The 22,542-nt window shown below is 69.5% G+C and carries 28 protein-coding genes; 9 read left to right on the top strand and 19 right to left on the bottom strand.

What is annotated here, in order from left to right:
- Positions 1-6 precede the first annotated feature (6 nt).
- The 17 genes from AKJ13_RS05515 to AKJ13_RS05435 all read right to left on the bottom strand — a co-directional run bounded on the left by AKJ13_RS05515 (position 7) and on the right by AKJ13_RS05435 (position 14,155).
- Positions 7-564, bottom strand: coding sequence for an RNA pyrophosphohydrolase (locus AKJ13_RS05515; RefSeq protein ID WP_050732433.1), 558 nt, complete (start codon positions 562-564; stop codon positions 7-9).
- A 63-nt stretch (positions 565-627) separates the two neighbouring features.
- The gene (locus AKJ13_RS05510; RefSeq protein ID WP_050732511.1) at positions 628-1,863 is read right to left on the bottom strand and encodes a divergent polysaccharide deacetylase family protein; all 1,236 of its coding nucleotides are present in this window, start codon (positions 1,861-1,863) and stop codon (positions 628-630) included.
- Between the two features lie 174 nt (positions 1,864-2,037).
- Positions 2,038-3,372: a S41 family peptidase gene (locus AKJ13_RS05505; protein WP_007568231.1), complete on the bottom strand. Its 1,335-nt coding sequence runs from the start codon at positions 3,370-3,372 to the stop codon at positions 2,038-2,040.
- Positions 3,372-4,739, bottom strand: coding sequence for a peptidoglycan DD-metalloendopeptidase family protein (locus AKJ13_RS05500; RefSeq protein ID WP_050732432.1), 1,368 nt, complete (start codon positions 4,737-4,739; stop codon positions 3,372-3,374). The genes AKJ13_RS05505 and AKJ13_RS05500 overlap by 1 nt, the downstream gene beginning before the upstream one ends.
- 6 nt (positions 4,740-4,745) lie before the next feature.
- The gene (gene rlmH, locus AKJ13_RS05495) at positions 4,746-5,240 is read right to left on the bottom strand and encodes a 23S rRNA (pseudouridine(1915)-N(3))-methyltransferase RlmH (RefSeq protein WP_050732431.1); all 495 of its coding nucleotides are present in this window, start codon (positions 5,238-5,240) and stop codon (positions 4,746-4,748) included.
- 306 nt (positions 5,241-5,546) lie between these two features.
- Positions 5,547-5,897, bottom strand: coding sequence for a ribosome silencing factor (rsfS, locus tag AKJ13_RS05490; RefSeq protein WP_007568224.1), 351 nt, complete (start codon positions 5,895-5,897; stop codon positions 5,547-5,549).
- A gap of 166 nt (positions 5,898-6,063) precedes the next feature.
- On the bottom strand, positions 6,064-6,633 hold the full coding sequence (locus tag AKJ13_RS05485; protein WP_050732510.1) for a nicotinate-nucleotide adenylyltransferase: 570 nt from the start codon (positions 6,631-6,633) through the stop codon (positions 6,064-6,066).
- Between the two features lie 52 nt (positions 6,634-6,685).
- Positions 6,686-7,984: a glutamate-5-semialdehyde dehydrogenase gene (locus AKJ13_RS05480; protein WP_050732430.1), complete on the bottom strand. Its 1,299-nt coding sequence runs from the start codon at positions 7,982-7,984 to the stop codon at positions 6,686-6,688.
- A gap of 161 nt (positions 7,985-8,145) precedes the next feature.
- Entirely contained in the window at positions 8,146-9,261 is a 1,116-nt protein-coding gene (gene proB, locus AKJ13_RS05475) for a glutamate 5-kinase (protein ID WP_007568218.1), read from the bottom strand.
- 138 nt (positions 9,262-9,399) lie between these two features.
- Positions 9,400-9,792, bottom strand: coding sequence for a type II toxin-antitoxin system VapC family toxin (locus AKJ13_RS05470; RefSeq protein WP_280137101.1), 393 nt, complete (start codon positions 9,790-9,792; stop codon positions 9,400-9,402).
- A 20-nt stretch (positions 9,793-9,812) separates the two neighbouring features.
- Entirely contained in the window at positions 9,813-10,112 is a 300-nt protein-coding gene (locus AKJ13_RS05465; protein WP_144426188.1) for a type II toxin-antitoxin system VapB family antitoxin, read from the bottom strand.
- A gap of 63 nt (positions 10,113-10,175) precedes the next feature.
- The gene (gene obgE / locus AKJ13_RS05460) at positions 10,176-11,210 is read right to left on the bottom strand and encodes a GTPase ObgE (protein ID WP_050732427.1); all 1,035 of its coding nucleotides are present in this window, start codon (positions 11,208-11,210) and stop codon (positions 10,176-10,178) included.
- Between the two features lie 189 nt (positions 11,211-11,399).
- A complete protein-coding gene (locus AKJ13_RS05455; protein WP_050732426.1) occupies positions 11,400-11,996 on the bottom strand; it encodes a GNAT family N-acetyltransferase in 597 nt (198 codons plus the stop codon).
- Positions 11,997-12,181: 185 nt separating this feature from the next.
- A complete protein-coding gene (rpmA, locus tag AKJ13_RS05450; protein ID WP_007568208.1) occupies positions 12,182-12,448 on the bottom strand; it encodes a 50S ribosomal protein L27 in 267 nt (88 codons plus the stop codon).
- 64 nt (positions 12,449-12,512) lie between these two features.
- Positions 12,513-12,827, bottom strand: a complete 315-nt coding sequence (gene rplU / locus AKJ13_RS05445) for a 50S ribosomal protein L21 (RefSeq protein WP_007568206.1) — start codon at positions 12,825-12,827, stop codon at positions 12,513-12,515.
- 177 nt (positions 12,828-13,004) lie between these two features.
- Complete coding sequence (locus AKJ13_RS05440) at positions 13,005-13,373, bottom strand: hypothetical protein (protein WP_050732425.1); 369 nt, start codon at positions 13,371-13,373, stop codon at positions 13,005-13,007.
- A 161-nt stretch (positions 13,374-13,534) separates the two neighbouring features.
- Entirely contained in the window at positions 13,535-14,155 is a 621-nt protein-coding gene (locus AKJ13_RS05435; RefSeq protein ID WP_050732424.1) for a YceI family protein, read from the bottom strand.
- Between the two features lie 152 nt (positions 14,156-14,307).
- Here AKJ13_RS05435 and ruvA point away from each other — a divergent pair, with 152 nt between their 5' ends.
- The 9 genes from ruvA to AKJ13_RS05395 all read left to right on the top strand — a co-directional run bounded on the left by ruvA (position 14,308) and on the right by AKJ13_RS05395 (position 20,658).
- Positions 14,308-14,925, top strand: a complete 618-nt coding sequence (ruvA, locus tag AKJ13_RS05430; RefSeq protein WP_050732423.1) for a Holliday junction branch migration protein RuvA — start codon at positions 14,308-14,310, stop codon at positions 14,923-14,925.
- A 238-nt stretch (positions 14,926-15,163) separates the two neighbouring features.
- Positions 15,164-15,436, top strand: a complete 273-nt coding sequence (locus AKJ13_RS32565) for a (2Fe-2S)-binding protein (RefSeq protein ID WP_082316868.1) — start codon at positions 15,164-15,166, stop codon at positions 15,434-15,436.
- Positions 15,437-15,480: 44 nt separating this feature from the next.
- Positions 15,481-15,978 carry a bacterioferritin gene (gene bfr / locus AKJ13_RS05425; protein ID WP_007568197.1) on the top strand — a complete coding sequence of 166 codons (498 nt, stop codon included), beginning with the start codon at positions 15,481-15,483 and terminating at the stop codon, positions 15,976-15,978.
- A 147-nt stretch (positions 15,979-16,125) separates the two neighbouring features.
- Entirely contained in the window at positions 16,126-16,923 is a 798-nt protein-coding gene (gene dapB, locus AKJ13_RS05420) for a 4-hydroxy-tetrahydrodipicolinate reductase (protein WP_050732422.1), read from the top strand.
- A 27-nt stretch (positions 16,924-16,950) separates the two neighbouring features.
- Positions 16,951-17,589: a 2,3-bisphosphoglycerate-dependent phosphoglycerate mutase gene (locus tag AKJ13_RS05415; RefSeq protein ID WP_050732421.1), complete on the top strand. Its 639-nt coding sequence runs from the start codon at positions 16,951-16,953 to the stop codon at positions 17,587-17,589.
- A complete protein-coding gene (locus tag AKJ13_RS05410) occupies positions 17,590-18,243 on the top strand; it encodes an alpha-ketoglutarate-dependent dioxygenase AlkB (protein WP_050732420.1) in 654 nt (217 codons plus the stop codon). It begins immediately after the preceding gene.
- A gap of 42 nt (positions 18,244-18,285) precedes the next feature.
- Complete coding sequence (locus AKJ13_RS05405; protein ID WP_050732419.1) at positions 18,286-19,215, top strand: DUF817 domain-containing protein; 930 nt, start codon at positions 18,286-18,288, stop codon at positions 19,213-19,215.
- Positions 19,212-19,613, top strand: a complete 402-nt coding sequence (locus tag AKJ13_RS32560) for a DUF2809 domain-containing protein (RefSeq protein ID WP_050732418.1) — start codon at positions 19,212-19,214, stop codon at positions 19,611-19,613. The genes AKJ13_RS05405 and AKJ13_RS32560 overlap by 4 nt, the downstream gene beginning before the upstream one ends.
- Before the next feature lie 76 nt (positions 19,614-19,689).
- Complete coding sequence (locus AKJ13_RS05395; protein ID WP_050732509.1) at positions 19,690-20,658, top strand: hypothetical protein; 969 nt, start codon at positions 19,690-19,692, stop codon at positions 20,656-20,658.
- 267 nt (positions 20,659-20,925) lie between these two features.
- On the opposite strand, the gene AKJ13_RS05390 is transcribed toward AKJ13_RS05395, so the two are convergent.
- Together AKJ13_RS05390 and AKJ13_RS05385 are read right to left on the bottom strand one after the other, a co-directional pair.
- Complete coding sequence (locus AKJ13_RS05390) at positions 20,926-21,348, bottom strand: hypothetical protein (RefSeq protein WP_007568184.1); 423 nt, start codon at positions 21,346-21,348, stop codon at positions 20,926-20,928.
- Positions 21,349-21,484: 136 nt separating this feature from the next.
- Complete coding sequence (locus AKJ13_RS05385; RefSeq protein ID WP_244471517.1) at positions 21,485-22,369, bottom strand: hypothetical protein; 885 nt, start codon at positions 22,367-22,369, stop codon at positions 21,485-21,487.
- Positions 22,370-22,542 lie beyond the last annotated feature (173 nt).

The raw sequence follows: 22,542 nt of genomic DNA, 5'->3' as shown, positions 1-22,542 counted from the left end.
GCTGCGTCACGGCCGGCTCGGCCCGGTCTCGACCGCCCAGCCCGCGAGGCCGGCGAACGTCTCGACCACGCGCTCGTAGACCGGGCGCTTGAACGGCACGATCAGGTCCGGCAGCTCGGAGAACCGCGCCCAGCGCCAGGCATCGAATTCGGCCTTGTGAACGCCGCCGCCGGGGCTCAGGACGTCGATCAGGTCCTCGCTGCCGAGGAAGCCGTAGGCAAACCATTTCTGGGTCTGGCCGCGATAGCGTCCCTGCCAGGCCTGCTTCATCACGGCCGGGGGTAGGTCGTAGGCAAGCCAATCCGGGATCTCACCGAGCAACCGCACCGCGTCCGGCGGCACGTTGGTCTCCTCGTAGAGTTCCCGGCGGGCGGCCACCTCGGGATCCTCACCGGGATCGATGCCGCCCTGCGGCATCTGCCACATATACGGGCCGGCGACGTGCTCCGGGCCGGCATCCTTGGTCCGGCGCCCGACAAAGACGCCGCCCGAAGGCGCGATCAGCGTGACGCCCACGCAGGGGCGGTAGGGCAACGCGGCGCCCGGATCAGAATCTGTGGTCATCACCGGCGACCATAGGTCAGGCGCAAGTCGCGCGGCAACGCCGCCGACCCGGAAAGCGCGCGGTCAATTGGCGACGCTGACCCGCTTCTCAGGCGCGCCGCGCAGGGCGACGCTCGCCGGGACCAGGCGGATGCCGCGGGCGTCGAGGTCCCGGGCCCAGCGGGCGATCCGGTCGACGCTGAGCGCCGCGCCGCTGGCCGAGACCAGGGCGAAGCCGCTGGCCCGGGCCCGCGCCTCGGCCTGGGCGAGCGCGGCATCGATGGCGTCGGCGCGCGGCACCGCGTCGAGGACGAGCTCCGCCCTGGCCAGCGGCGTGCGGCCCTTGTTGGCCGGCGCGGGCTTCGGGCCGGTGCCGTCGTCGAGAAAGCCGAGGCCGCGAGCGCCGATCTCGCGCAGGACCGGCTCGAAAGCCGGGTCGGCCATCATCTTGGCGCCCATGAAGTTCGCCACGCCGACATAGCCGGGAAAGCGGGCAAGCGACCAAGCGAGGCGGTCGGCATTCTCCAGGCCCTTCAGGGCGGTGAGCAGGGTCTGGGGGCCGGGGTCGCTGTCGGGATAGTCGAACGGCTCCATGGGCAGCTGGAGGAAGACCTCGTGGCCGGCATCGCGGGCTCGGGCGGCCGAGCGCTCGGCCTCGGCGCCGTAGGGTAGGAAGGCGAGGCTGACGGCGGCGGGCAGGCGCACGGTCGCGCCGGCGGTGGCGGCCTGGCCGACCCCGAGGCCGGTCACCAGGATGGCAATCCGCGGACCGGTGCCGGGCTCCTCCGCCCGGGCATAGACGTCGAGGGCGCGGACCCGGCCCTCGCCGAGCTTCGGCATGATGCCGTGGCGGCCCTGCTCGCTGATCCGCAGGTCGGGCGCGGCGGCGAGCCGGGGGGCGTTGGCCGGCGGCACACGGATCACCACGGCCTCGCTCGGGCCGGAGCCCGGGGGGCGCACCACGGTCACGCCCGAGGCGGTCTCGATCTCCTCGGCGCTGCGTTGCTGCGAGCCGCCAGCATTGACCACCACCGGGCCCGGGGGCTCAGGGGCGGCCGCGACCGGCGCCGGGGCAGGGCGCGCCAGGGGCTCGCGCAGCGTGATCGCGATCTCGACCCGCGGCTCGCCGCCCTGGGGATCGCCCAGAGCCAGGACCAGCCCGCAGGCCGCGAGCAACCCGCCCGCGATCGCGCCCGCCGCGACCTTCGGCCGGCGCAGGGGCGCGACGAGGCGCGCGAACCGGCCCAGGGGCCGCTCCGGCGCTCGCGACTCCGGCACCCCGAGAGGTCGCGTCAGGATATCGTCGGTGGGTTCGGTCAAGCGGCACTCGATGCGGATGCGCGTCCCACGCCCGATAGCAGCGGCGCGAATCCCGGCGATCATTGCCGGCCGGTATGGTTAATCTTCCGCTAACGCCCCGATCGGCCATGAAAAACCCCGCCCGGCCCAGCGGCCGGACGGGGCCGTGTCGGAGTTTCTTTCAGGCAGAAGAGATTAGTTCGGCACGCTGGGTTTCGCCGGCGCCTGGGTGCCGTTGGCGGCGCCCTTCTGGATGCCGTGCAGGAAGTCGATCGCCGAGAGGAGCTGCTTGTCCTTGGCCGGATCCGGCGGGATGTAGGCGGAGGAGCCGCCGCGCTCGTCGGTATCCTTCTGCTTCAGGTGGCCCTTCAGCCCGGCCTCGCCCTTGGTCTCGTCCTTGCCCTTCAGCTCGTCGGGCACGTCCTGCAGCACCTCGACGTCGGGCTCGATGCCCTTCGCCTGGATCGAGCGGCCGGACGGCGTGTAGTAGCGCGCCGTGGTGAGCCGCAGGGCGCCGGAGCCGCCGAGCGGGATGATCGACTGCACGGAGCCCTTGCCGAAGGAGCGGGTGCCCATGATGGTCGCGCGCTTGTGATCCTGCAGGGCGCCGGCCACGATCTCGGAGGCCGAGGCCGAGCCGCCGTTGACCAGCACCACCACCGGCTTGCCCTTGGTCAGGTCGCCGGCCTTGGCCGAGAACCGCTGGGTCTCGTCCGGATTGCGGCCGCGGGTCGAGACGATCTCGCCGCGGTCGAGGAAGCCGTCGGAGACCATCACGGCCTGGTCGAGCAGGCCGCCCGGGTTATTGCGCAGGTCGACCACGTAGCCCTTGAGCTTGTCGGCGCCGATCTCGCTCGAGAGCTTCTCGATCGCCGCCCGCATGCCGTCGAAGGTCTGCTCGTTGAACTGGGTGAGGCGGATATAGGCGACGTCGCCGCCCTCCACCTTCGAGCGGACCGGCTTGATCTTGATCACGTCGCGGGTGAGCGTGACGTCGATCGGGTCCTTCGACTCCTTGCGGGAGATCTTGAGCTTCACGCTCGAATTCACCGGGCCGCGCATCTTGTCGACCGCCTGGTTCAGGGTCAGGCCCTGGACCTGGTCGTCGTCGATCTGGGTGATGATGTCGTTGGCCAGCAGGCCCGCCTTGGCGGCCGGGGTGTCGTCGATCGGCGTGACGACCTTGATCAGGCCGTCTTCCATGGTGACCTCGATGCCCAGCCCGCCGAACTCGCCGCGGGTGGTGGTCTGCATGTCACGGAACGCCTTGGCGTCCATGTAGCTCGAATGCGGGTCGAGCGAGGTCAGCATCCCGTTGACGGCGGCCTCGATCATCTTCGACTCGTCGGGCTTCTCGACGTAGTCGGTGCGGACCTTCTCGAAGACGTCGCCGAACAGGCTGAGCTGGCGATAGGTCTCGGCCGAGGCGGCCACCGCCCGCGGTCCCGACAGGAAGTCGGTCTGGGTCGCCACCATGGAGGTGCCGGCACCCAGGAAGGCGCCGAGCATGATCAGGGATGTCTTGCGCATCAGCCGCGAACCTTCTCGCCAGGTATCTTATCACTGGGGCTCTTCGCCCACCACGGCTCCGGATCGACGGAGCCGCCATCCTTCTTGAACTCGACGTAGAGGGTCGGCTCACCGTCGGACCCGGGCGAGCCCGCGCTACCCTCGCCCATGCTGCCCACGGGTTCCCCCGCGAGTACGAACTGGCCGACCTCTACGCTAATCTGATCCATCCCCGCCAGCAGAAGATAGTAGCCATCGCCCGCGTCGATGATCAAGAGACGCCCATAGGACCGGAACGGCCCGGCGAATTTGACCCAGCCATCCGCCGGCGAGGAGACCAGCGCCTTCGGCCGGGTCGTGAAGGACACGCCGCGCGTGATCCCGCCATTGCCGTCGGGCTGGTTGAAGCCGCGCATCAGCCGTCCGCTGACCGGCCGCGGCACTTCGCCCCGCGCCTCGGCGAAATGCACCTTCGGGGCCAGCCGCGCCGGGTCGCGGAAGCCCGCCGCGGCGAAACGCTCCTGCGTCACCCGGGCCTCGCGTTCGGCCGCGGCCTTGGCCTCCTCCGCCGAGCGCTTGGACGCGGCGACCTCGGCCTCGGTGCGGTCGAGCAGATCCTTCAGCGATTTGGCCTGGGCGCCGAGCTCGGCCGCGCGTCGGCGCTCCGCCGTCAGGCCGCTCTCGACCTCCGCCTGCCGGGCACGCCGGGCGGTCACGAGGGCCTGGAGCCGCTGCTGCTCGCGGGCCCAGCCGGCGAGGTCGCTGGCCAGACCCTCCTTGTCCTGGGCGATCAGGCCGCGCAGGCGGATCATCTCGGCGAGGTCCGCGGCCAGGGTGTCGACCTCGCCGCGCAGCTCCGGCACCACGGCGCCGAGCAGCATCGAGGTGCGGATCACCGCGAGCACGTCCTCCGGGCTCACCAGCACGGCCGGGGGCGGCCGTCGGCCCATCCGCTGCAAAGCCGCCAGGATCTCGGCGACGATGCCGCGGCGGGCATGCAGCGAGCGCCGGATCGCAGCCTCGCTCTCGGTCATCGCCTTCAGCCGCTCTTCCAGGCGGCTCAACCGATCCTCGGTGGCCTGAGCCTGGCGCCCCGCATCGAGGAGCGCGCTGTCGAGCTTGGCCCGGTCCGAGCCGATGGCGGCGATCTCGGCCTCGAACTGCGCACGCTGGCCGGCGCTGGCGGCGAGCGCGTCTTGCACCCGCTTCAGGTTCTCAGCCCGCCGCTCGCGCTCCTCGGTGGCGCGCTGGATCTTCTCGGCCTCGGCGTTGGGACGCGGGTCCTCGGCGCGCGATGGTCCGCCAGAGCAGGCCAGGGCGATCAGAACGAGAGCGCGGAAGGCCGATCGCTGAATCGAGACGCCGCGGGCTGCACCATCACACTGCACGGTGTCTCAGCCCGGCTCGCCGCGGTGATACGGATGGCCGGCCAGGATGGTCAGGCTGCGATAGATCTGTTCCAGGGCGAGCACGCGCACGAGTCCATGGGGCAGGGTGGCGGCCCCGAACGACAGGATCAGCTCCGCCTTCGTCCGAATTGAGGCATCTAGGCCGTCCGGACCCCCGATCGCGACCATCAGCGTCGGCCGGCCGGCATCGCGCCAGCCGGCGATCCGCTCGGCGAGAGCTTCGCTGGCGATATCCGAGCGCCCCCGCTCGTCATAGGCGACCAGCACCCCGCCGGGCGGCAGATGCGTCAGCAGGGCGGACGCTTCCTCGGCGCAGCGGTCCGGCGTCCGGCGAGCCCGGGATTCGACGATCTCGACGCTGTCGCAGGCGGGAAAGCCGAGCCCACGGCCGAGCTGCGCGGCGCGGTCGTGGTATCGCGACGCGAGCTCACGCTCCGGGCCGGCCTTCAACCGGCCGATAGCTGCCAGGACGAGGCGCACGGGGAGGGGATCTCTTGCTGTTTCGGAACGGGTTCGATGAAGCTTGTCCCAACCCTGACCCCCAGCCTGAGGTGTGAGCGAAGCGAGCCTCGAAGGAGCCCTCCCGCCGGCCGCGCGATCCCTGGAAGACTCCTTCGAGGCCTCCGCTGCACCGCGGCACCTCAGGATGAGGGGGTGGAACAGATGTTGCCACGCCGTCCTTGCGAGCGCAGCGAAGCAACCCAGCTGGGGCACTACGTCGAGAGATCGCGCGCTGCCCTGGGTTGCTTCGCTGCGCTCGCAATGACCGCGAGGATCGGACGGCCGCTAATCCGCCGCCAGGCCCACCGGGCGATCCGCGCCCCACATTTTCTCGAGATTGTAGAAGCCGCGCACTTCCGGGCGGAAGATGTGGACGAGCACGTCGCCGGCATCGATCAGCACCCAGTCGCAGGCCGGCATGCCCTCGACCCGGGCATTGCCGTAGCCGCGATTCTTCATCTCCTGGATGAACTTGTCGGCGATCGAGCCGACATGGCGCTGCGACCGGCCGGAGGCGATGATCATCGTGTCGGCGAGGGAGGTCTTGCCCGCGAGGTCGATCGCGATCGTCTCCTCGGCCTTCATCTCGTCGAGGCACGAGAGGGCGAGCGCCTTCAGGTCGTCCGAGCGCGCCATTCCGGGCTCTTCCGGAACGGGGGCATGTGTGCGGATGGTCTCCGTGCGAATGGTCTCGGGCAGCGTCCTGATTCCTCGTGATGTCGCGCCGCCCTCTCAGGGTTCGCGAACCGGTATGAAATTGGCTGTATCGTGCGACGATTGCAACTGCGTCGCATTCGAGCCCTCAGCGTTCCCGTTTCCCGTTGCGGATCTGGGTCGAGGACAGGGGCGACCGCGGTCCATGGAGGAACACCCAGGCCGGGGGTGGGCGCGTCGGCAAAGTATGGGCCGCCGCCTCGGGGACCCGTGCCCCGGCCAGCCTGTGGGCGGCCCGGGCGCTGAGCGGCGTCATGGTGAATCCCGGCCGGTCGATGATCGCGATCGGCACGAGCCGGGCGATCTCGGCGAATCCCTTCCAGCGGTGGAAATTGCCGAGCGAATCCGCCCCCATGATCCAGACGAACTGCACGCCGGGGCAACGACGGGTCAGGTAGCGCAGGGTCTGGACCGTGAAGCGCACACCCAGCGCCGCCTCGATGCCGGTCACCGCGATGCGCGGGTGCCGGGCGATCTCCCGGGCCTGGGCGCAGCGCGCCTCCACGGAGGGCAGGGCGATCCGGCTCTTGAGCGGGTTGCCGGGGCTCACCAGCCACCACACCCGGTCGAGGCCGAGCCGGCGCAGAGCCGTCACGGTGACGTGGCGGTGGCCGCGATGGGCTGGGTTGAAGGATCCGCCGTAGAGGCCGATCCGCATGCCGGGCGCACTCGGCGGCAGGATCAGCCGCACGCCGGGACTTCGGGTCGGATCACGGGCGGATCTGCCCGCTGCCGTGGACGCGGTACTTGAACGTCGTCAGCTGCTCGACACCCACCGGGCCGCGGGCATGCATGCGCCCGGTGGCGATGCCGATCTCGGCGCCGAAGCCGAACTCGCCGCCATCGGCGAACTGGGTCGAGGCGTTGTGGGTGACGATCGCCGAATCGACCTCCGCTAGGAAGCGGTTGGCCTCGGCGCGGTCGGCCGTGATGATCGCGTCGGTGTGATGCGAGCCGTAGGTCTCGATATGCTCGATCGCCGCGTCGATCCCGTCGACCACCCGCGCCGCGATGATCGCGTCGAGATACTCGGTGTGCCAGTCCGCCTCGGAGACCGGCGTCACCCGGGGATCCACCGCCTGGGTCTCGGCGTCGCCGCGCACCGCACAGCCGACATCGAGCAGAGTGCGGACGAGGGGGGCGAGATGCGTCGCCGCGCAGGCGCGGTCGACCAGCAGGGTCTCAGCGGCGCCGCAGACGCTGGTCCGGCGCATCTTGCTGTTGAGCAGCACGGCCAGCGCCATGTCGAGGTCGGCGGCGGCCGCCACGTAGACGTGGTTGACGCCGTCGAGATGGGCGAAGACCGGCACCCGAGCCTCGGCCTGGACGCGCTCCACGAGGCCGCGCCCGCCCCGAGGCACGATCACGTCGATGCAGGCGTCGAGGCCGCCGAGCATCAACCCGACCGCGGCGCGGTCCCGGGTCGGCACGAGCTGGATCGCATCGGCGGGCAGGCCCGCCTCGGCCAGGCCCTCACTCATGGCCTTGGCGATCGCCAGGGCGCTACGATGGCTGTCCGAACCGGCACGCAGGATCGCGGCGTTGCCGGCCTTGAGGCAGAGCGCGCCGGCATCCGCCGTGACGTTCGGGCGGCTCTCGAAGATGACGCCGATCACGCCGAGCGGCACCGCAATCCGCTCGATCAGCAGGCCGTTCGGCCGCTCGATCGCGGCGAGCTGACGCCCGACCGGATCGGCCAGCGCCCCGACCTTCTCGACAGATTCAGCGATCGCCGCAAGGCGGCCGGCATCCAGGGCGAGCCGGTCAACCAGCGCGGCGCTCTGGCCGGCCTGACGGGCAGCGGCGACGTCGCGGGCGTTCTCGCGCAGGATCTCGTCCGCGTTCGCCCGCAGCCGCTCGGCAATCAGCCGGAGCGCCTGGTCCTTGGTCTGGGCCGAGGCGAGCGCCATGCGCCGGCCGGCGACGCGCGCTCGCCGGCCGATCGCCGCCATCAGCTCCGGCAGGGCCTCGGCCTCGGCGAGATCGGATCTCAGGTTCAGGACGGGCACGCTGGCGTCCTCGGTGTTCGGGGGCCGCGAAGACCGGCCCGACAGGGGATGAGGCGGTCTTCGCACATCGGGCGACGGGCCCACAAGTGTGCTGACTCACCGGGCGTGACAGAGATCCCGCATTCTACAACTAGACAAGAATTGATCGAAATCAGTCCAGTTTAAAACATCGCGAGATCATCCCGATGCACCATCCAGGCGCGGCCCGGATAGTTGAGCAATTCCGGTATGCGCGCGCTCGGATGGCCGATGATCAGCGCCGCCTCGGCGCTGTCATAGGCCACGAGGCCGCGGCCGAGCACGCGGCCCTCGGGATCGCGGATCATCACGGCGTCGCCCCGGGAGAAGCTGCCCTCGATCGCCCGGACGCCCACGGGCAGCAGGCTGGCGCCGCCGAGCAGGGCCTTCGCGGCACCGGCGTCGATGGTCAGCGTCCCGCGCGGCTCCAGGGAGCCGGCGATCCAAGTCTTGCGCGCCGCGGTCGGCGTCGAGCCCGACAGGAACCAGGTGCAGCGCGCACCCTCGCGCACCGCCTTCAGGGGGTTCTTGCCGCGCCCGTCCGCGATGACGAGGTGCGTGCCCCCGGAGGCCGCGATCTTGGCCGCCTCGACCTTGGTGCGCATGCCGCCCCGGGACAATTCCGAGGCCGGGCCGCCGGCCATCGCCTCGATCTCCGGGGTGATGCGCTCCACCACCGGCAGGTGGCGCGCATCCGGGTCCGATTGGGGCGGCGCCGTGTAGAGCCCGTCGATATCCGAGAACAGCACCAGCACGTCGGCATCGATCATCGTGGCGACCCGGGCAGCGAGCCGGTCGTTGTCGCCGTAGCGGATCTCCGAGGTCGCCACCGTGTCGTTCTCGTTGACCACCGGGACGGCGCGCATCTCCAAGAGCTTCAGCACGGTCGCCCGGGCGTTGAGGTAGCGGCGGCGCTCCTCGGTGTCCTGTGGGGTCACCAGGATCTGGCCCGCCACGATGCCGTGATGGCCGAGCGCTTCCGCCCAGTGCCGGGCCAGGGTGATCTGCCCGACCGAGGCCGCCCCCTGGCTCTCCTCCAGCCGGAGGATTCCCGGCGGCAGGCCCAGGACCGTCCGCCCGAGGGCGATGCTGCCAGACGACACGACCAGCACATCGACGCCCCGCCCATGCAACTCGGCGATGTCCTCCGCCAGAGCCGCCAACCAAGCGTGGCGTAGCCGCCCGGCATTGCGATCGACCAGAAGGGCCGACCCGACCTTGATGACGACGCGACGGAATTCTTCGAGGGCCGGAATCATCGTTTTTCGCAGAGACGAGGCATCGATGCGGTTTGGACGAAGTCCGCGCGAATGAACAGCGTGCGGAGGCGCGACGGCCTTTCGAAGACGCCGAGCCCGGCATTGCCGCGGGCCTGCGGGATTGGACCCCTCGGCCGATCAGGCGCGCGGGTTGTAGGTCGGCACCAGATCGGTGTGGATGAAGTCGTTCCTCTCGAAGAGGAGGGGCACCGCATGGGCCTTGGACACTGCGTAGGCCAGGCAATCGCCGAAGTTCAGCTTAGCCGGGTGGCCACGGCCCTTTCCAAAATGATGAAATGCGTCGGCGGCGGCTTCGAACATGATCTTATCGAAAGAGACAATTTTCGCTTCGGCTCGATCTAGGAAGGTGCGCAGATCATGTTCCGGCTCGTCGGAGAGCCGCTCCATGACCAATCGGGCCTCCACGAGTGTCGGTGCCCCAACTAGCGTCTGTCGGCGCGTGATCAAAGCAGTGAACAGTGCGGCTTCCGGTTCAAATGCGAGAATCGCGAAGATAGCTGACGTATCCAGAGCAATCGTCTAGTCATTGGTCATTTCGGCAAGCCGAATTCAACGTACAGATCGTCGTGCCGTGACGTAGCGCCCGGCTTTTTTGCGGCCATGGAACGAGCGAGTTCCAGGATCGATTCGTACCGCACCCTCTGCTCGGCGGTCATCGGATCCATATCTGGCGGCGAGAGTTGCGGCGCCAACGGTTCGCTGACAGCCGACGACTTCAATGACGCGCGAAGGGCGGTCAACACGGCCTCATCGACCGAAGTGCCCTGGCGTTCGGCCAACTCACGCGCCAGGCTCCGCGCCCCATCACCCTCTACAACGAGAGCATCCATCGTCGTCGCCTCCGCGATAACGTCTTGATCGGATGGGTTATCGGAGCCGAGCCACCCCGTCACTCACGGCTGCCAAGCCACCACCGGCCGGGCGTCCGCCTCCGCGGCTGTGCGCCTGTCGATCTCGGTCTGGATCGCCCGGAGCGCTTCCGGCACGCCCTTGCGGCTCGCCGAGGACAGGACCAGCGGCGCCCGGCCGGCGGCGCGCTTCAGCTTGGCGACCTGGCTCTTGAGCGTCTCGGCGTCCAGCGCGTCGGCCTTCGAGAGCGCCACGATCTCGGGCTTGTCGGCTAGGCCGTTGCCGTAAGCCTCGATCTCGCCGCGGACCAGCTTGTAGGTCTTGCCGGCATGTTCGGTGGTGCCGTCAACGAGGTGCAGCAGCACCCGGCAGCGCTCGACATGAGCCAGGAACTTGTCGCCCAGGCCGACGCCCTCGTGCGCGCCCTCGATCAGGCCGGGAATGTCGGCGAGCACGAATTCGCGGTTGTCCGAACGGACCACGCCCAGGCCCGGATGCAGGGTCGTGAACGGATAATCGGCGATCTTCGGCTTGGCCGCGGTGACGCTCGCCAGGAAGGTCGACTTGCCCGCATTGGGCAACCCGACGAGGCCGGCATCGGCGATGAGCTTGAGCCGCAGCCAGATCCACATCTCCTGGCCCTCCAGGCCCGGATTGGCGTGTTTCGGGGCGCGGTTCGTGGAGGTGGTGAAGTAAGCATTGCCGAAGCCGCCATTGCCGCCCTTGGCGAGCCGAATCTTCTGGCCGACCTCGGTGAGGTCGGCGATCAGGGTCTCGCCGTCCTCGGCGAAGATCTGCGTGCCGGCCGGCACCTTCAGCACCACGTCGGAGCCGTTGGCGCCGTGGCAGTTCGAGCCCATGCCGTGCTCGCCCTTCTTGGCCTTGAAGTGCTGCTGGTAGCGGTAGTCGATCAGGGTGTTGAGGCCCTCGACGCACTCGACCCAGACGTCGCCGCCGCGCCCGCCATCACCACCGTTCGGGCCGCCGAACTCGATGAATTTTTCCCGGCGGAACGAGACGCAGCCGGGACCGCCGTCACCGGAGCGGACATAGACCTTGGCTTCGTCGAGGAATTTCACAGCTCTATCCCTTGTCGAGCACCGTCCCGGATCCGGAATCCGCGCCGATGCTCTAAGTACCTAGGTGGCATCATCAGTGTCCGAAAGTCCGAAACCCTTCGGCGATGACGCTCTCCGATGCGGATCAGCGACCCGCACCCTCATTCCGTCGGCGATTGCGCTCGATCGCGGATGTCGAAGGCCGCGCGCTCAAGCCGCCTCCGTCAACACCGCCTCGGCGGCGCAGGCCCGCCACCGGGCCCGATCCAGATGGAACAGGTCCACCGGCAGATCGGCGCCGCGGGCCGGGAACGGCTTCGTGCCGGTGCCGGTATGCACGAACCCGCAAGCCTCCAGCACGCGCCGGGACGCCGGGTTCACGATCCGCGCCGAGGAGGCGAGGTCGGTCCCGCCCGCATAGGCGAAGAACGCATTGCAGAGAGCCCGCACCGCCTCGCGCATCAGGCCGGCGCCCCAATAGGGTTGGCCGAGCCAGTAGCCGAGCTCGGGCGAGCCGTCGCTGCCGGGGTGGATGGCGACCACGCCGATCAGGCTCGCGGGCGCCGAGTGCCGCGCCATGGCCAGCGTCAGGCCCGCGCCGGTCGCGTTCTCGGCCCGCGCCTGCAACAGGAACGCGTCGACCACGGGAGCCGGCAGCGGGTGCGGCACCCGCGCCAGCATCTCGGCCACCGCACGGTCGCCGGCCAGCTTCAGAATGGCGTCCCTGTCCTTGGCCGTCGGCCAGCGCAGCCAGAGCCTGCGCGTCTCGATCCGGAAGACATCGTCGCGGGTGAGATCGGGGAACATCGTGCCCTCGCAGGGCGGCGTTCCCGAGTCCGGGGCACCGCCTCAAGACGACGAAGGGGAGGATGGTGCCCCATCCTCCCCGGTGTTCCGTCCGACCCGTCCCGTGAGGGGCTCGGCATCGACGTCTCCGGTCCGGTGTGGGACACCGGGCGGGACGCCAGCTTCGCCGCTCGGGCGCCCGCCTGTTATTCCGCGGCCTGGGCCAGCGGGGTTACGGCCACGAAGGCGCGCCCGCGGCGCGTCTCGAAGCGGACATGGCCCGGTACCAGCGCGAACAGCGTGTGGTCCTTGCCCATGCCGACATTGCTGCCGGGATGCCATTTGGTGCCGCGCTGGCGCACGATGATGTTGCCCGGAATCACGGCTTCCGAGCCGAACTTCTTGACGCCGAGGCGCCGGCCTTCCGAGTCGCGACCGTTGCGGGACGAGCCGCCTGCTTTCTTGTGTGCCATGAGATCTGCTCCGAATGCGTGTGAGTCGCGCGGATCGCGGGCCTCGCCTGGGGCCCGCGCTCGATCACGCGGAGATGCCGGTGATGCGCACCACGGTGTGGTGCTGGCGGTGACCGCGCTTGCGGCGCGAGTTCTGGCGGCGGCGCTTCTTGAAGGCGATGACCTTCTTGTCGCGGCCGTGGCTCACGATCTCGCCCGTGACGCTGATGCCCGACAGGGTCGGCGCACCGACCTGCGTCGCGCCCGCACCGTCGGCGAACAGGAGGACCTCACCGAAGGTCACGGTTTCACCGGCCTCGCCCGGTAGGGTGGCGATGGTGATGGTGTCGTTGGCGGCGACGCGGTACTGCTTGCCGCCCGTCTTGATGACTGCGAACATCGTTGCTCTCGTGTTCTCGAACGGCCTCCGGGGCGGCTGCCCCTGGACCGGCTTCTTGTTTGAAGTCATTGCACGGGCGGACCCGGACAACGCGAAACGCGCGGACCTCGTCGAGGAGGCCGCGCGCCATGCTGGGTCAGTAGGGGCGGGGTGGCTCCGTGTCAATCCTGGACAGGGTCAGCGGATCGGTGCGCCGGTCGCCAGAATACCCTTGGCGACGCTGCCCTGGGGACCGAAGGCGGCCAGCGCCTGCGTGCACCACGCCTCCCGGCCGTCGGCCGCGAGCTGCTGGCGGACCTGCGTGGCCCGAGTCCGCAGCTTCTCCTGCAGAATGGGTTCCTGTGACGCGCCGACCTTGGTGGCGAGACGCAGGGTCGTCAGCTGCCCGGCCTTCACCTGGATGCCCGGGCAGGCCTGCTCGGCGATGATGGTCGTCGCCGCCGCCTCGGCATAATTGTCGAGCGGGGAGGGCGCGGGCGGCGCAGGCGCTTGCGCGTAGGCCGGACCCGCCAGCACCAGAGACCAGATCAGCCAAGCACCGCGCAACGCTCAGACCTCCATGGCAACGATCGGCGCGCCGCCCGCGACGGGCGCGGCCCTCTCGGGCGACCGGCCCGGGGTAGGTGCGACCGGTGCTGCCTATACCGCCCTGGGCGCCAAGGCCATCTCGGCGCCGGCTCGCTCGTCCCACTTCGCAGAACCGAGGCTCAGGGCGCCGCCTTGAACTCGCCCTCGATGCGCAACGACACCTCGTCGCCCAGAGCGGGCAGGTAGGCGTTCACGCCGAAATCCGAGCGCTTCACCACGGCGCGCCCGTCGAAACCGACGGTGTAGCGCTGGTCCACCGGGTGGATGCCCGCCTGGTTGAAGGTCGCGTCGATCGCCAGCGGTCGGGTGACGCCACGCAGGGTGAGGTCGCCAGTGATCCGCGCGGTGGTCGGGCTCGTCGGCTCGACGGCGGTCGCCGTGAAGGTCGCGCTCGGGAACTTCGCGGTGTCGAAGAAGTCCGGCGCGGCCAGATGCTCGTTCAGGCGCGGGCTGCCGGTGACGACGCCGCCGAGCGGGACGGTGACCTCCAGGCGGCTCTTGTCCGGCGCCTTCGGGTCAAGGTCGAGCTTGCCGGACAGGCCGGTGAACTGGCCGTAATAGGTCGAGTAACCGAGATGGCTGACCGACCACGTGATCTTGCCGTGATCCGGGTCGAGGACATAGGCGCCGGCCCGGACCTGGGTCGGATCCTTGCTCGGGGCCGCTGCGGCCGGGTCGGCCGCCGCCCGGGCGGGCCCGAGACACAACAGGCCGATCAGGGCGAGTATGGGCGCGCGCATGGTCGTTTCCCCGCTCGTCCGGCCCGGCAGGATCGTCTCGAAGCCTGACCGTTACGGCCCCCTGATTTCACGAAGTGCCCCGGGGCTCAAGCGCGTCTGGCGGACGCGCCCCGGCTTCTATAGGCATCGCCACGACAGCGGACGGGCACAGAATGATCGGCAAGCTTAAGGGCGTGGTGGATTCGTTCGGCGAGGATTTCGTGATTCTCGACGTCTCCGGCGTCGGCTACATCGCACATTGCTCGGCGCGCACGCTCCAGCGCATGCCTAAGGTCGGCGAGGCGGCGGAGCTATCGATCGAGACCCATGTCCGCGAGGACATGATCCGGCTCTACGGCTTCCGCTCGGATGCCGAGCGGGAGTGGTTCCGCCTGCTCCAGACCGTCCAGGGCGTCGGCGCGCGGGTCGCCCTGGCGATCCTGTCGGTGCTGGAACCCGACGCCCTCGCGAACGCCATTGCCACCGGCGACAAGGGGACGATCAGCCGGGCGCCCGGCGTCGGGCCGCGCCTGGCGGCCCGGCTCAACGCCGAGTTGAAGGACAAGGCCCCCTCCTTCGCCCCGGTCGATCCGGCGCTGATCGCGCTGACCGGCGCCGTCGAGGAGGGGGCCGCCCCCAAACCCGTGGCCGACGCGATCTCGGCGCTGGTGAATCTCGGCTACCCGCAGGTGCAGGCCGCCGCCGCGATCGCGGCAGCCCTGAAGGGCGCCGAGGAGGGGGCCGAGGCCAAGGTGCTGATTCGGCTGGGCCTGCGCGAACTCGCCCGCTGAGGCCGGATGTCCCGCGTGACGCCTTCGGTCTTCAAGGCCTCTGACCGGCTGTGAGAGATCGATCGCGACGCGGTGATTGGCTTTGCCTTGACCCGCCGGGGCAGCGGTGCCATCTCCCCGATGACCAGTAAGATATTGAAAAGTCTTCTACTTTTCAGTCATTCTAATCTGGTAGATCCGAATTGCCTGGCCCGACGCGTTCGGGTCTGGCCCGAGGAAGACGGGTTCTGCACCGCGCATGATCGTCTGTTCTTGCAACGTCCTGTCCGATGGCGCCGTTCGCAGCTGCCTGTCGCCCGGGCCGGGCTGTCCCCGCACCCCGGCGCAGGTCTATGCCTGCCTCGGCTGCAGCCCAAAATGCGGGCGCTGCGCCCGGACCATCCGGGAAATCATGCGCAATGCGCTGAGAGAAGCGGCGGCCGATCAGAGCAGCCATGAATGCTCCACGGCTTGCGCCAGCGCTTGCAGTTTGGTTTTATTCCAAACTGCGGAGGACGGGATCACGGCGTGACGCCAATGCCCCCCCGCCAGACTAGCTGTAAGGAGTACGGGGGCATGAAGGGCGACACCAAGGTCATCGAGTACCTGAATCGCGGCCTGAAGAGCGAGCTGACCGCCGTCAGCCAGTACTGGCTGCATTTCCGGATGCTCAATGATTGGGGCTATATCGATCTCGCCAAGTTCTGGCGCAAGGAATCGATCGAGGAGATGAACCACGCGGATCGGTTCATCGACCGGATCCTGTTCCTGGACGGCTTCCCGAACTTGCAGGAGCTGGAGCCTTTGCGAATCGGGCAGACCGTGCAGGAGATCATCGAATGCGATCTCGCCGCCGAGAACGGCGCGCGCAGCCTGTACCTCGAAGCTGCCAAGTACTGCGAATCGATCAACGACCGCGTCTCCGAGCGCCTGTTCGAGGATCTCGCCGAGGACGAGGAAGGCCATATCGACTTCCTCGAGACTCAGCTGGAGCTGATCAAGCAGATCGGCCTGCCGCTCTACGCGCAGAAGCATATCGGCGGTCTTGAGGCGATCGCCCCCGAGAAGGACTAACCGTCACGCAGGCTCCCGCGCCCTTCTCATCGGAGAGAGGCCGTGGGAGCCCCCGCCCGAAACAGTCCCGGCCGGCGTCCGGCCATTGATGGCGCGCCCGACATCGGCCAGGCTTGTCCGGGACGGAACGATGACAGGACAAGGCGAATGCGGCTCGTGGTGGTCGGCGCTGGCGGGCGCATGGGGCGGATGCTGGTGCGGGCGGTGGCCGAGGCCGAGGGCTGCACCCTCGCGGCGGCGATCGAGCGCGAGGGCTCGCCGGTTCTCGGGCAGGATGCCGGCGTGCTGGCTGGGCTTCCGCCCCTCGACGTGCCGGTCACCGACGACCCGCTGAAGGCCTTCGCCACCGCGGACGGGGTGCTCGACTTCACCGCCCCCGCCGCCACCGTGCAATTCGCCGAGCTGGCTGCCCAGGCCCGCATCGTCCACGTGGTCGGCACCACCGGCCTGTCGGACGACGACCTCGCCAAACTCCGGGCCGCCGCCTACCACGCGCGCATCGTGCGTTCCGGCAACATGTCGCTCGGCATCAATCTGATGGCCGAGCTGGTGCGCCGGGTTTCCAAGGCGCTGGGCGACGAGTTCGACATCGAGATCGCCGAGATGCACCATCGCATGAAAGTGGATGCGCCCTCCGGCACCGCGCTGCTCCTCGGCGAGGCCGCCGCGGAGGGCCGCGGCGTCGACCTGAAGGACGTGCGGGTCTCGACCCGGGACGGGCATACCGGCGCGCGCCGCCCCGGCGATATCGGGTTCGCCACCCTGCGGGGCGGCTCCGTAGTCGGGGACCACAGCGTGATCTTCGCCGGCGCCGGCGAGACCCTGACCATCAGTCACCATGCCGCCGATCGCGGGCTGTTCGCCGCCGGCGCTGTGAAGGCCGCGCTCTGGGCACACCCGAAGCCGCCGGGACTGTATTCCATGGCGGATGTGCTCGGGCTCTAGGCCACCAAGGAGGGATACGATCTGCCGATGGAGCGACTGCTCGTCCTCGCTCGCCATGGCCAGAGCGAGTGGAATCTCAAGAACCTGTTCACCGGCTGGCGCGACCCCGGTCTCACCGAGCGTGGCATCGACGAGGCGCGCGCGGCCGGACGAGCCCTGAAGCAGGCGGGCTACGGGTTCGATATCGCCTTCACGTCTGAACTCATCCGGGCGCAGCGCACCTGCGCGCTGATGCTGGAGGAAATGGGCCTCCCGGATCTCGACGTGCAGCGGTCGCAGGCCCTGAATGAGCGCGATTATGGCGACCTCGCGGGGCTCAACAAGGACGATGCCCGTGCCAAATGGGGCGCGGAGCAGGTCCACCTCTGGCGGCGCTCCTACGACGTGCGGCCGCCCGGCGGCGAAAGCCTGAAGGACACCGCCGCCCGGGTCCTGCCCTATTACATCGAGACGATCCTGCCCCGGGTGATGGCTGGGCAGCGGGTCCTGGTGGCGGCCCACGGCAATTCGCTGCGCGCCCTGGCGATGGTGCTCGACCATCTCGGCCCCGACACCATCGCCGGCCTGGAGATCAAGACCGGCGTGCCGCTGGTCTACCGGCTGGCCGCCGACACCACGGTCGCCTCCAAGCAGATCCTGGCCCGCGACGGCGAAGCGGACCGCTGATTGGCGACCGAACTCGCGCCGGGCCTGATCCACCATCCGGGCTTCCTGGATCCGGCCGCCCGCGCGCGGCTCGCCGCCGAAGTCGCGGCGGTCCTGGCGGCCGCGCCGCCCGTCACCCCGTGCATGCCGCGCACCGGAAAGCCCTTCTCGGTGCGGATGTCGAATGCCGGCCCGTTGGGCTGGGTCTCCGACCGGAGCGGCTACCGCTACCAACCGAACCATCCGGAGACCGGCCAGCCGTGGCCCGCGATCCCACCCCTCGCGCTGGCCGCCTGGGACGCTCTGGCGGCGTTTCCGGCGCCGCCCGAAGCCTGCCTGATCAACCTCTACGCCCCGGACGCCCGGATGGGCCTGCACCAGGATCGGGACGAGGCCGATTTCTCCGCCCCGGTCGTCTCCCTGTCGCTCGGCGCCACGGCCCTGTTCCGCTACGGCGGCCTGCGCCGCTCGGACCCGACCCGCTCGATCCGCCTCCATCCCGGCGACGTCCTGGTGATCGGCGGCGCCTCGCGCCTGATCCACCACGGGGTCGACCGCCTCTATCCGGAGAACGACCTGCTGGCTGAGAATTCATTGCCAGGCTTTCTGCCGGATGGCGGGCGCTGCAACCTGACCCTGCGCCGGGTCACCGCCGGCGTCACCGGAGAGCCATGACGGTGATTCGCTCTCACGGCCGCAACCTTACGGGATCCAGCCATGCAGCCAGCCTCTTTCGCGCGACGTGACAGCGCGGCGGCGCAATGGCCGCCCATCGCCCGGTTCATCGCGGCTGAGCGCCGCCTGGGCGATGCCGCTGCCGGCCGCGGGCCCGTCGCGGCGGCGCTCTACGAATCCCTGCGTTTCGGCGTGAAGCAGGGCTGGGCCTGCCTGTTCGGCGGCCTGCTGCTCGCGCTGATGATCGGCACGCGCCTGGTCTGGCCGGCCCACGCGCCGCTCGCGCGCTACGACGCGCTGTTCCTCGCCGCGCTGGCGCTTCAGGCGATCCTGCTCGCGACCAAGATGGAGACCTGGACCGAGGCCAAGGTCATCCTCGTCTTCCACGTCATCGGTACGGTGATGGAGGTGCACAAGACGGCGATCGGGAGCTGGGTCTACCCCGAAATCAGCGCCTTCCGGATCGGCGGTGTGCCGCTCTTCACCGGCTTCATGTACGCCGCCGTCGGCAGCTACCTGGCCCGTGTCTGGCGCCTATTCGACTTCCGGTTCACCCGGCACCCGAACCTGACTTTTCTGTCGGCCCTCGCGGTGGCGATCTACGTCAACTTCCTGACCAATCACCTGGGTTACGACCTGCGCTACGGCCTCCTGGCGGTTGCGGTCATCCTGTTCGCGCCGGCCACGATCCATTTCCAGGTCTGGCGATCCCATCGCAGGATGCCGCTCCTCCTCGGCCTGCTCCTCGTGGCGCTCTTCATCTGGTTCGCCGAGAATGTCGGGACCTTCACCGGCACGTGGCTCTACCCGAACCAGAAGCTTCATTGGTCCCCCGTCCCGCTCGCGAAACTCTCGTCCTGGTTCCTCCTGATGATCGTGTCCTACACGCTGATCGCGCGGGTGAACGGGATCAGCCGCCTGAGCGCTCAGCCCCTCGCTTCCCCGGCATCGGCGGGCGTGGCCGTGCCATGAGCCGGACACGCTCTCTCGGCGCAGCCGCGGCGTTCATCGGCCTCGGGCTGCTGTTGCGGCTGCCGAAATGGGATCTGCCCCTGGCGATTCACCATTACGGCGGCGGCATCCTCTGGGGTGCGATGCTGTTCGCGCTCGTTGCTGCCGTGCGGCCACCCGGCTGGCGCGTGCCGGGCTGTTTGGTCGCCGCGGGCGTCATCGCGGCCGGCATCGAAGGCAGCCGCCTGTTGCACGGTGCCGAGCTCGACGCGTTCCGCAGGACGTTGGCCGGCCAGCTGCTTCTCGGCAATATCTTCTCGGCCTGGAACCTGGCGGCCTACGCCTGCGGTATCAGTCTCGCCGCGTTGATGATCGTCTCTCCCCGGACCGATCGCGCGTCCGCCTCATTGTCGGCTTGACAGATAATGGCCGCGGGCAGACCCATCGCACGAAGCGAGCCCGCTCGGGTCCTCGCGCGTGGAGAACCGGTTTCCGATGCTGGTGCGTAACCTGACGCTGCGTCTCGGGCGGGTTCTGTCCCTGGCCGTCCTGATGGCCGGGCTCGGATCTGCGGCGTTTGCCGCCGATCCGGTCTATCCACCGGGCTCCCGCTTCGGTTTCGAGCCGCCGGCCGATATGGCGCTGTCGCGGCGCTTCTCGGGCTTCGAGCGCAAGGAGGGCGGCGCCACCCTGTCGGTGGTTGAGCTGCCGCCGAACGCCTTCGCGGAACTGGTCAGCGGCTTCACCGACGCCAACCTCCTGAGCCAGGGTTTCGCGGTGGAGAAGCGCGAGGAGGTGAAGGTCGGCGACAACGAGGGCATGCTCTACACCGGCGAGCAGCCCGCCGATCCCAACGCCACCGCACCGGCGATCCGCAAATGGATCCTGGTGGTCGGCACGCCGACCGTGACCGGCCTGATCATCGCCCAGGCGCTGCCGGATGCCGAGACCGAGGAGACGATGCGCAAGCTGGTGACCGGCGTCACCCTGCGCCCGCCGCTCACCCTCGACCAGCAGGTCGAGGCCCTGCCGTTCCGCATCGGCAACATGGCGGGCTTCCGACCGATCCGGGTGCTGGCCGGCAATTCGGTCCTGCTCACGGCGGCCCCGAAGGACCAGATGCAGAATCTGGAACAGCCGATCCTGGTGCTGGCCCAGGCGGTCCAGCAGCCGCCCGCCGCCGAGCAGCGCGACGGCTTCGCCCGGGCGGCCCTGGCCTCGAACCAGACCATGAAGGATTTCGTGATCGAGCGCGCGCAGAGCTACCGCTCCAACGGCGTCGACTGGCACGAGATCGTCGCCCGGGCCGTCGACATGCCGACCAACGTTCCCGTGGTCGTCTCACAGACCATCCGATTCAATCCGGACGGGTACCTGCGCGCTCTGGGCGTCGTGCGCGAGGATCAGCGCACCGGCGTGTTGGCCAAGTTCCGTGAAGTCGTCGACAGCGTGCAGGTCAAGTAACCGACGCGGTGCCGAGCCCGCGGTCGCCTGCCACGCGGATCGATCCCACGAAGGGCTCAAGTCGGCGGTCGCCCGACCCTCCTGCCTCATCCTGATGAGCCCGCGTCAGCGGGTCTCGGAGGAGCGCGCCGGGGATCACCGGGGCAGCCGGAGCGCTCCTTCGACGCCCGCACCTCAGGATGCGGCGGTGCGTGACTGAGCCCCAAAAACGCGAAAAAGCGCGGACCCGAGGGCCCGCGCTTCTCACCGTCAGGGATAGGGCTCGGCTTAGTACGGGCGGCCGTACAGCGGCGAGGTCGGGTCCAGCCGGTCGACGAACGACAGGTCGACGTTGCGGACGGCCGTGGAGCGCGCGCCGATGAACGGGCCGTTGGTGATCGGGTCGGGCAGGATGCCGCGGCCGAAGCGGTCGTTCGGGCCGAAGGCCGGGTTCAGCTGGTTCGACGCCGCGATCAGGTAGGGGTTCAGGGCCGGGTTGCCCGAACCGCCGGCGCCCGGAACGTTCGAGGTCAGGGGCACGTTGCCGGCATCGAGCCAGCTGCGCGGACGGACGCGGATCGGGAGCGGACGGCTGACGCTGTAGACGCGACCCGGGCCGAAACCCTCCTGGGCCTGGGCGGGCGCAGACGCCAGAGCGCCGAAGCCGGTGGCGGCGATGACGCCGAGAAGAGCGATCTTAAGCGAGCGCATGGCCAACCTTGTCTGTGAGTGCCATCAGTATGGCGACCGAAGCTTAACAGTTCGCCGCCTTTGATAGAACGACGCTTGAGTGGGGCTGTGGTTCCGCGAAAATGGCCGAGCTTCGGCGATTTGCCCTATTCTGGCCTCATTTTTTCGTGTGCGATCGCCGACGACCGATCGACCCGGTCGGTTCGGAGGCATCCGCGACCGTCGTGACTGGACATCCCTGATCCGTCCGGGGGGCCATGAACGCCGCGGTCGCGTCGGGATCCGCCGGGTCGTCGAGGCTCAGCGCATCGACCATGCAGCCCAAGGTTCGCGCCTCGGGGGGATGCCCAAGGGGAGCGCAGAGCCAGCCGTCCAGCCGGAAAGCGGTCTCGCGGCTGACGAAGCCCAAGCAGGTCCGCTGGGTCGGGCCGCCGAGAGTGACCTCCAATGTCTCCACGGCGCCGAACTTGGTGGCGATCGTGCCGCCCGGCCCGGTACGGATCACGGCCAGCGCCGGCCCATCGGTCGCGGCCCGCCGGGCCAGCAAAATGAACAGGCCGGGTGCCCGTCCGGCCGCGTCGCCGCGGGTCAGCGTCACCCGGAGGGCCGGAGCTTCGAACGCCTCGAAGACACCCCGTGCCAGCGCATCCTCGCGTAGACCGGTCGCCGGATCGATCCGGCCGGCCGCGACCCGGATCGGGTCGAGGCCGGGCTCGGTGAGCCCGAACCGCACCGGGGCGGCTGGGGAGGGCGCTTTCGGCGCGGGCATCGCCGGTACGAACGCCGCCGTGACGGGCTTTGCCACCTGCGGCGCCACCGGCGCTTGGCGGGCATAGAGACAGAGACCGGCAATCATTGCCGAGGCGATGACGAGACGCAGGCCGAGGCCGACCAGCGAGAGCGTGCGCCAACCCTTGGGCGCGCTGGAAGCGCCCGCCTCATCTGTGCTCGGTGGGTCGGTCTGCATGATGCCCCGTGCGGACGGCCGCTCGTCTTGGCCGCCCGCGATCATCACCGCGCCGGGTTGATCACCACCCTCCAACCGGCCGTCATGCCCGGCATTCCCGCCACAGGGTAAATCGAGTCTTGCAGCGCCAATCCTGGCCTTGACAGCCCCACGCCTTCGGCGCCTTGCTCGGACAGGCCGTCGCCCCCACTTCGTGAGGGTTCGCGGCCGTGCCCGTTCGCCGGGCGCCCCTTCGGCGCGAACGATCC

This window comes from Methylobacterium sp. ARG-1 (assembly GCF_001262595.1).
Taxonomy (GTDB): domain Bacteria; phylum Pseudomonadota; class Alphaproteobacteria; order Rhizobiales; family Beijerinckiaceae; genus Methylobacterium; species Methylobacterium brachiatum.
This window is presented reverse-complemented; position numbering and strand designations above follow the sequence as displayed.

Bases quoted from the DNA above. Each gene is read 5' to 3' on its own strand.
- AKJ13_RS05515 (WP_050732433.1), bottom strand. From the start codon at position 564: ATGACCACAGATTCTGATCCGGGCGCCGCGTTGCCCTACCGCCCCTGC.
- AKJ13_RS05505 (WP_007568231.1), bottom strand. From the start codon at position 3,372: ATGCGCAAGACATCCCTGATCATGCTCGGCGCCTTCCTGGGTGCCGGC.
- rsfS (WP_007568224.1), bottom strand. From the start codon at position 5,897: ATGGCGCGCTCGGACGACCTGAAGGCGCTCGCCCTCTCGTGCCTCGAC.
- AKJ13_RS05485 (WP_050732510.1), bottom strand. From the start codon at position 6,633: ATGCGGATCGGCCTCTACGGCGGATCCTTCAACCCAGCCCATCGCGGC.
- proB (WP_007568218.1), bottom strand. From the start codon at position 9,261: ATGATTCCGGCCCTCGAAGAATTCCGTCGCGTCGTCATCAAGGTCGGG.
- AKJ13_RS05465 (WP_144426188.1), bottom strand. From the start codon at position 10,112: ATGGATGCTCTCGTTGTAGAGGGTGATGGGGCGCGGAGCCTGGCGCGT.
- AKJ13_RS05455 (WP_050732426.1), bottom strand. From the start codon at position 11,996: ATGTTCCCCGATCTCACCCGCGACGATGTCTTCCGGATCGAGACGCGC.
- rpmA (WP_007568208.1), bottom strand. From the start codon at position 12,448: ATGGCACACAAGAAAGCAGGCGGCTCGTCCCGCAACGGTCGCGACTCG.
- rplU (WP_007568206.1), bottom strand. From the start codon at position 12,827: ATGTTCGCAGTCATCAAGACGGGCGGCAAGCAGTACCGCGTCGCCGCC.
- AKJ13_RS05435 (WP_050732424.1), bottom strand. From the start codon at position 14,155: ATGCGCGCGCCCATACTCGCCCTGATCGGCCTGTTGTGTCTCGGGCCC.
- ruvA (WP_050732423.1), top strand. From the start codon at position 14,308: ATGATCGGCAAGCTTAAGGGCGTGGTGGATTCGTTCGGCGAGGATTTC.
- AKJ13_RS32565 (WP_082316868.1), top strand. From the start codon at position 15,164: ATGATCGTCTGTTCTTGCAACGTCCTGTCCGATGGCGCCGTTCGCAGC.
- bfr (WP_007568197.1), top strand. From the start codon at position 15,481: ATGAAGGGCGACACCAAGGTCATCGAGTACCTGAATCGCGGCCTGAAG.
- dapB (WP_050732422.1), top strand. From the start codon at position 16,126: ATGCGGCTCGTGGTGGTCGGCGCTGGCGGGCGCATGGGGCGGATGCTG.
- AKJ13_RS05415 (WP_050732421.1), top strand. From the start codon at position 16,951: ATGGAGCGACTGCTCGTCCTCGCTCGCCATGGCCAGAGCGAGTGGAAT.
- AKJ13_RS05405 (WP_050732419.1), top strand. From the start codon at position 18,286: ATGCAGCCAGCCTCTTTCGCGCGACGTGACAGCGCGGCGGCGCAATGG.
- AKJ13_RS32560 (WP_050732418.1), top strand. From the start codon at position 19,212: ATGAGCCGGACACGCTCTCTCGGCGCAGCCGCGGCGTTCATCGGCCTC.
- AKJ13_RS05395 (WP_050732509.1), top strand. From the start codon at position 19,690: ATGCTGGTGCGTAACCTGACGCTGCGTCTCGGGCGGGTTCTGTCCCTG.
- AKJ13_RS05390 (WP_007568184.1), bottom strand. From the start codon at position 21,348: ATGCGCTCGCTTAAGATCGCTCTTCTCGGCGTCATCGCCGCCACCGGC.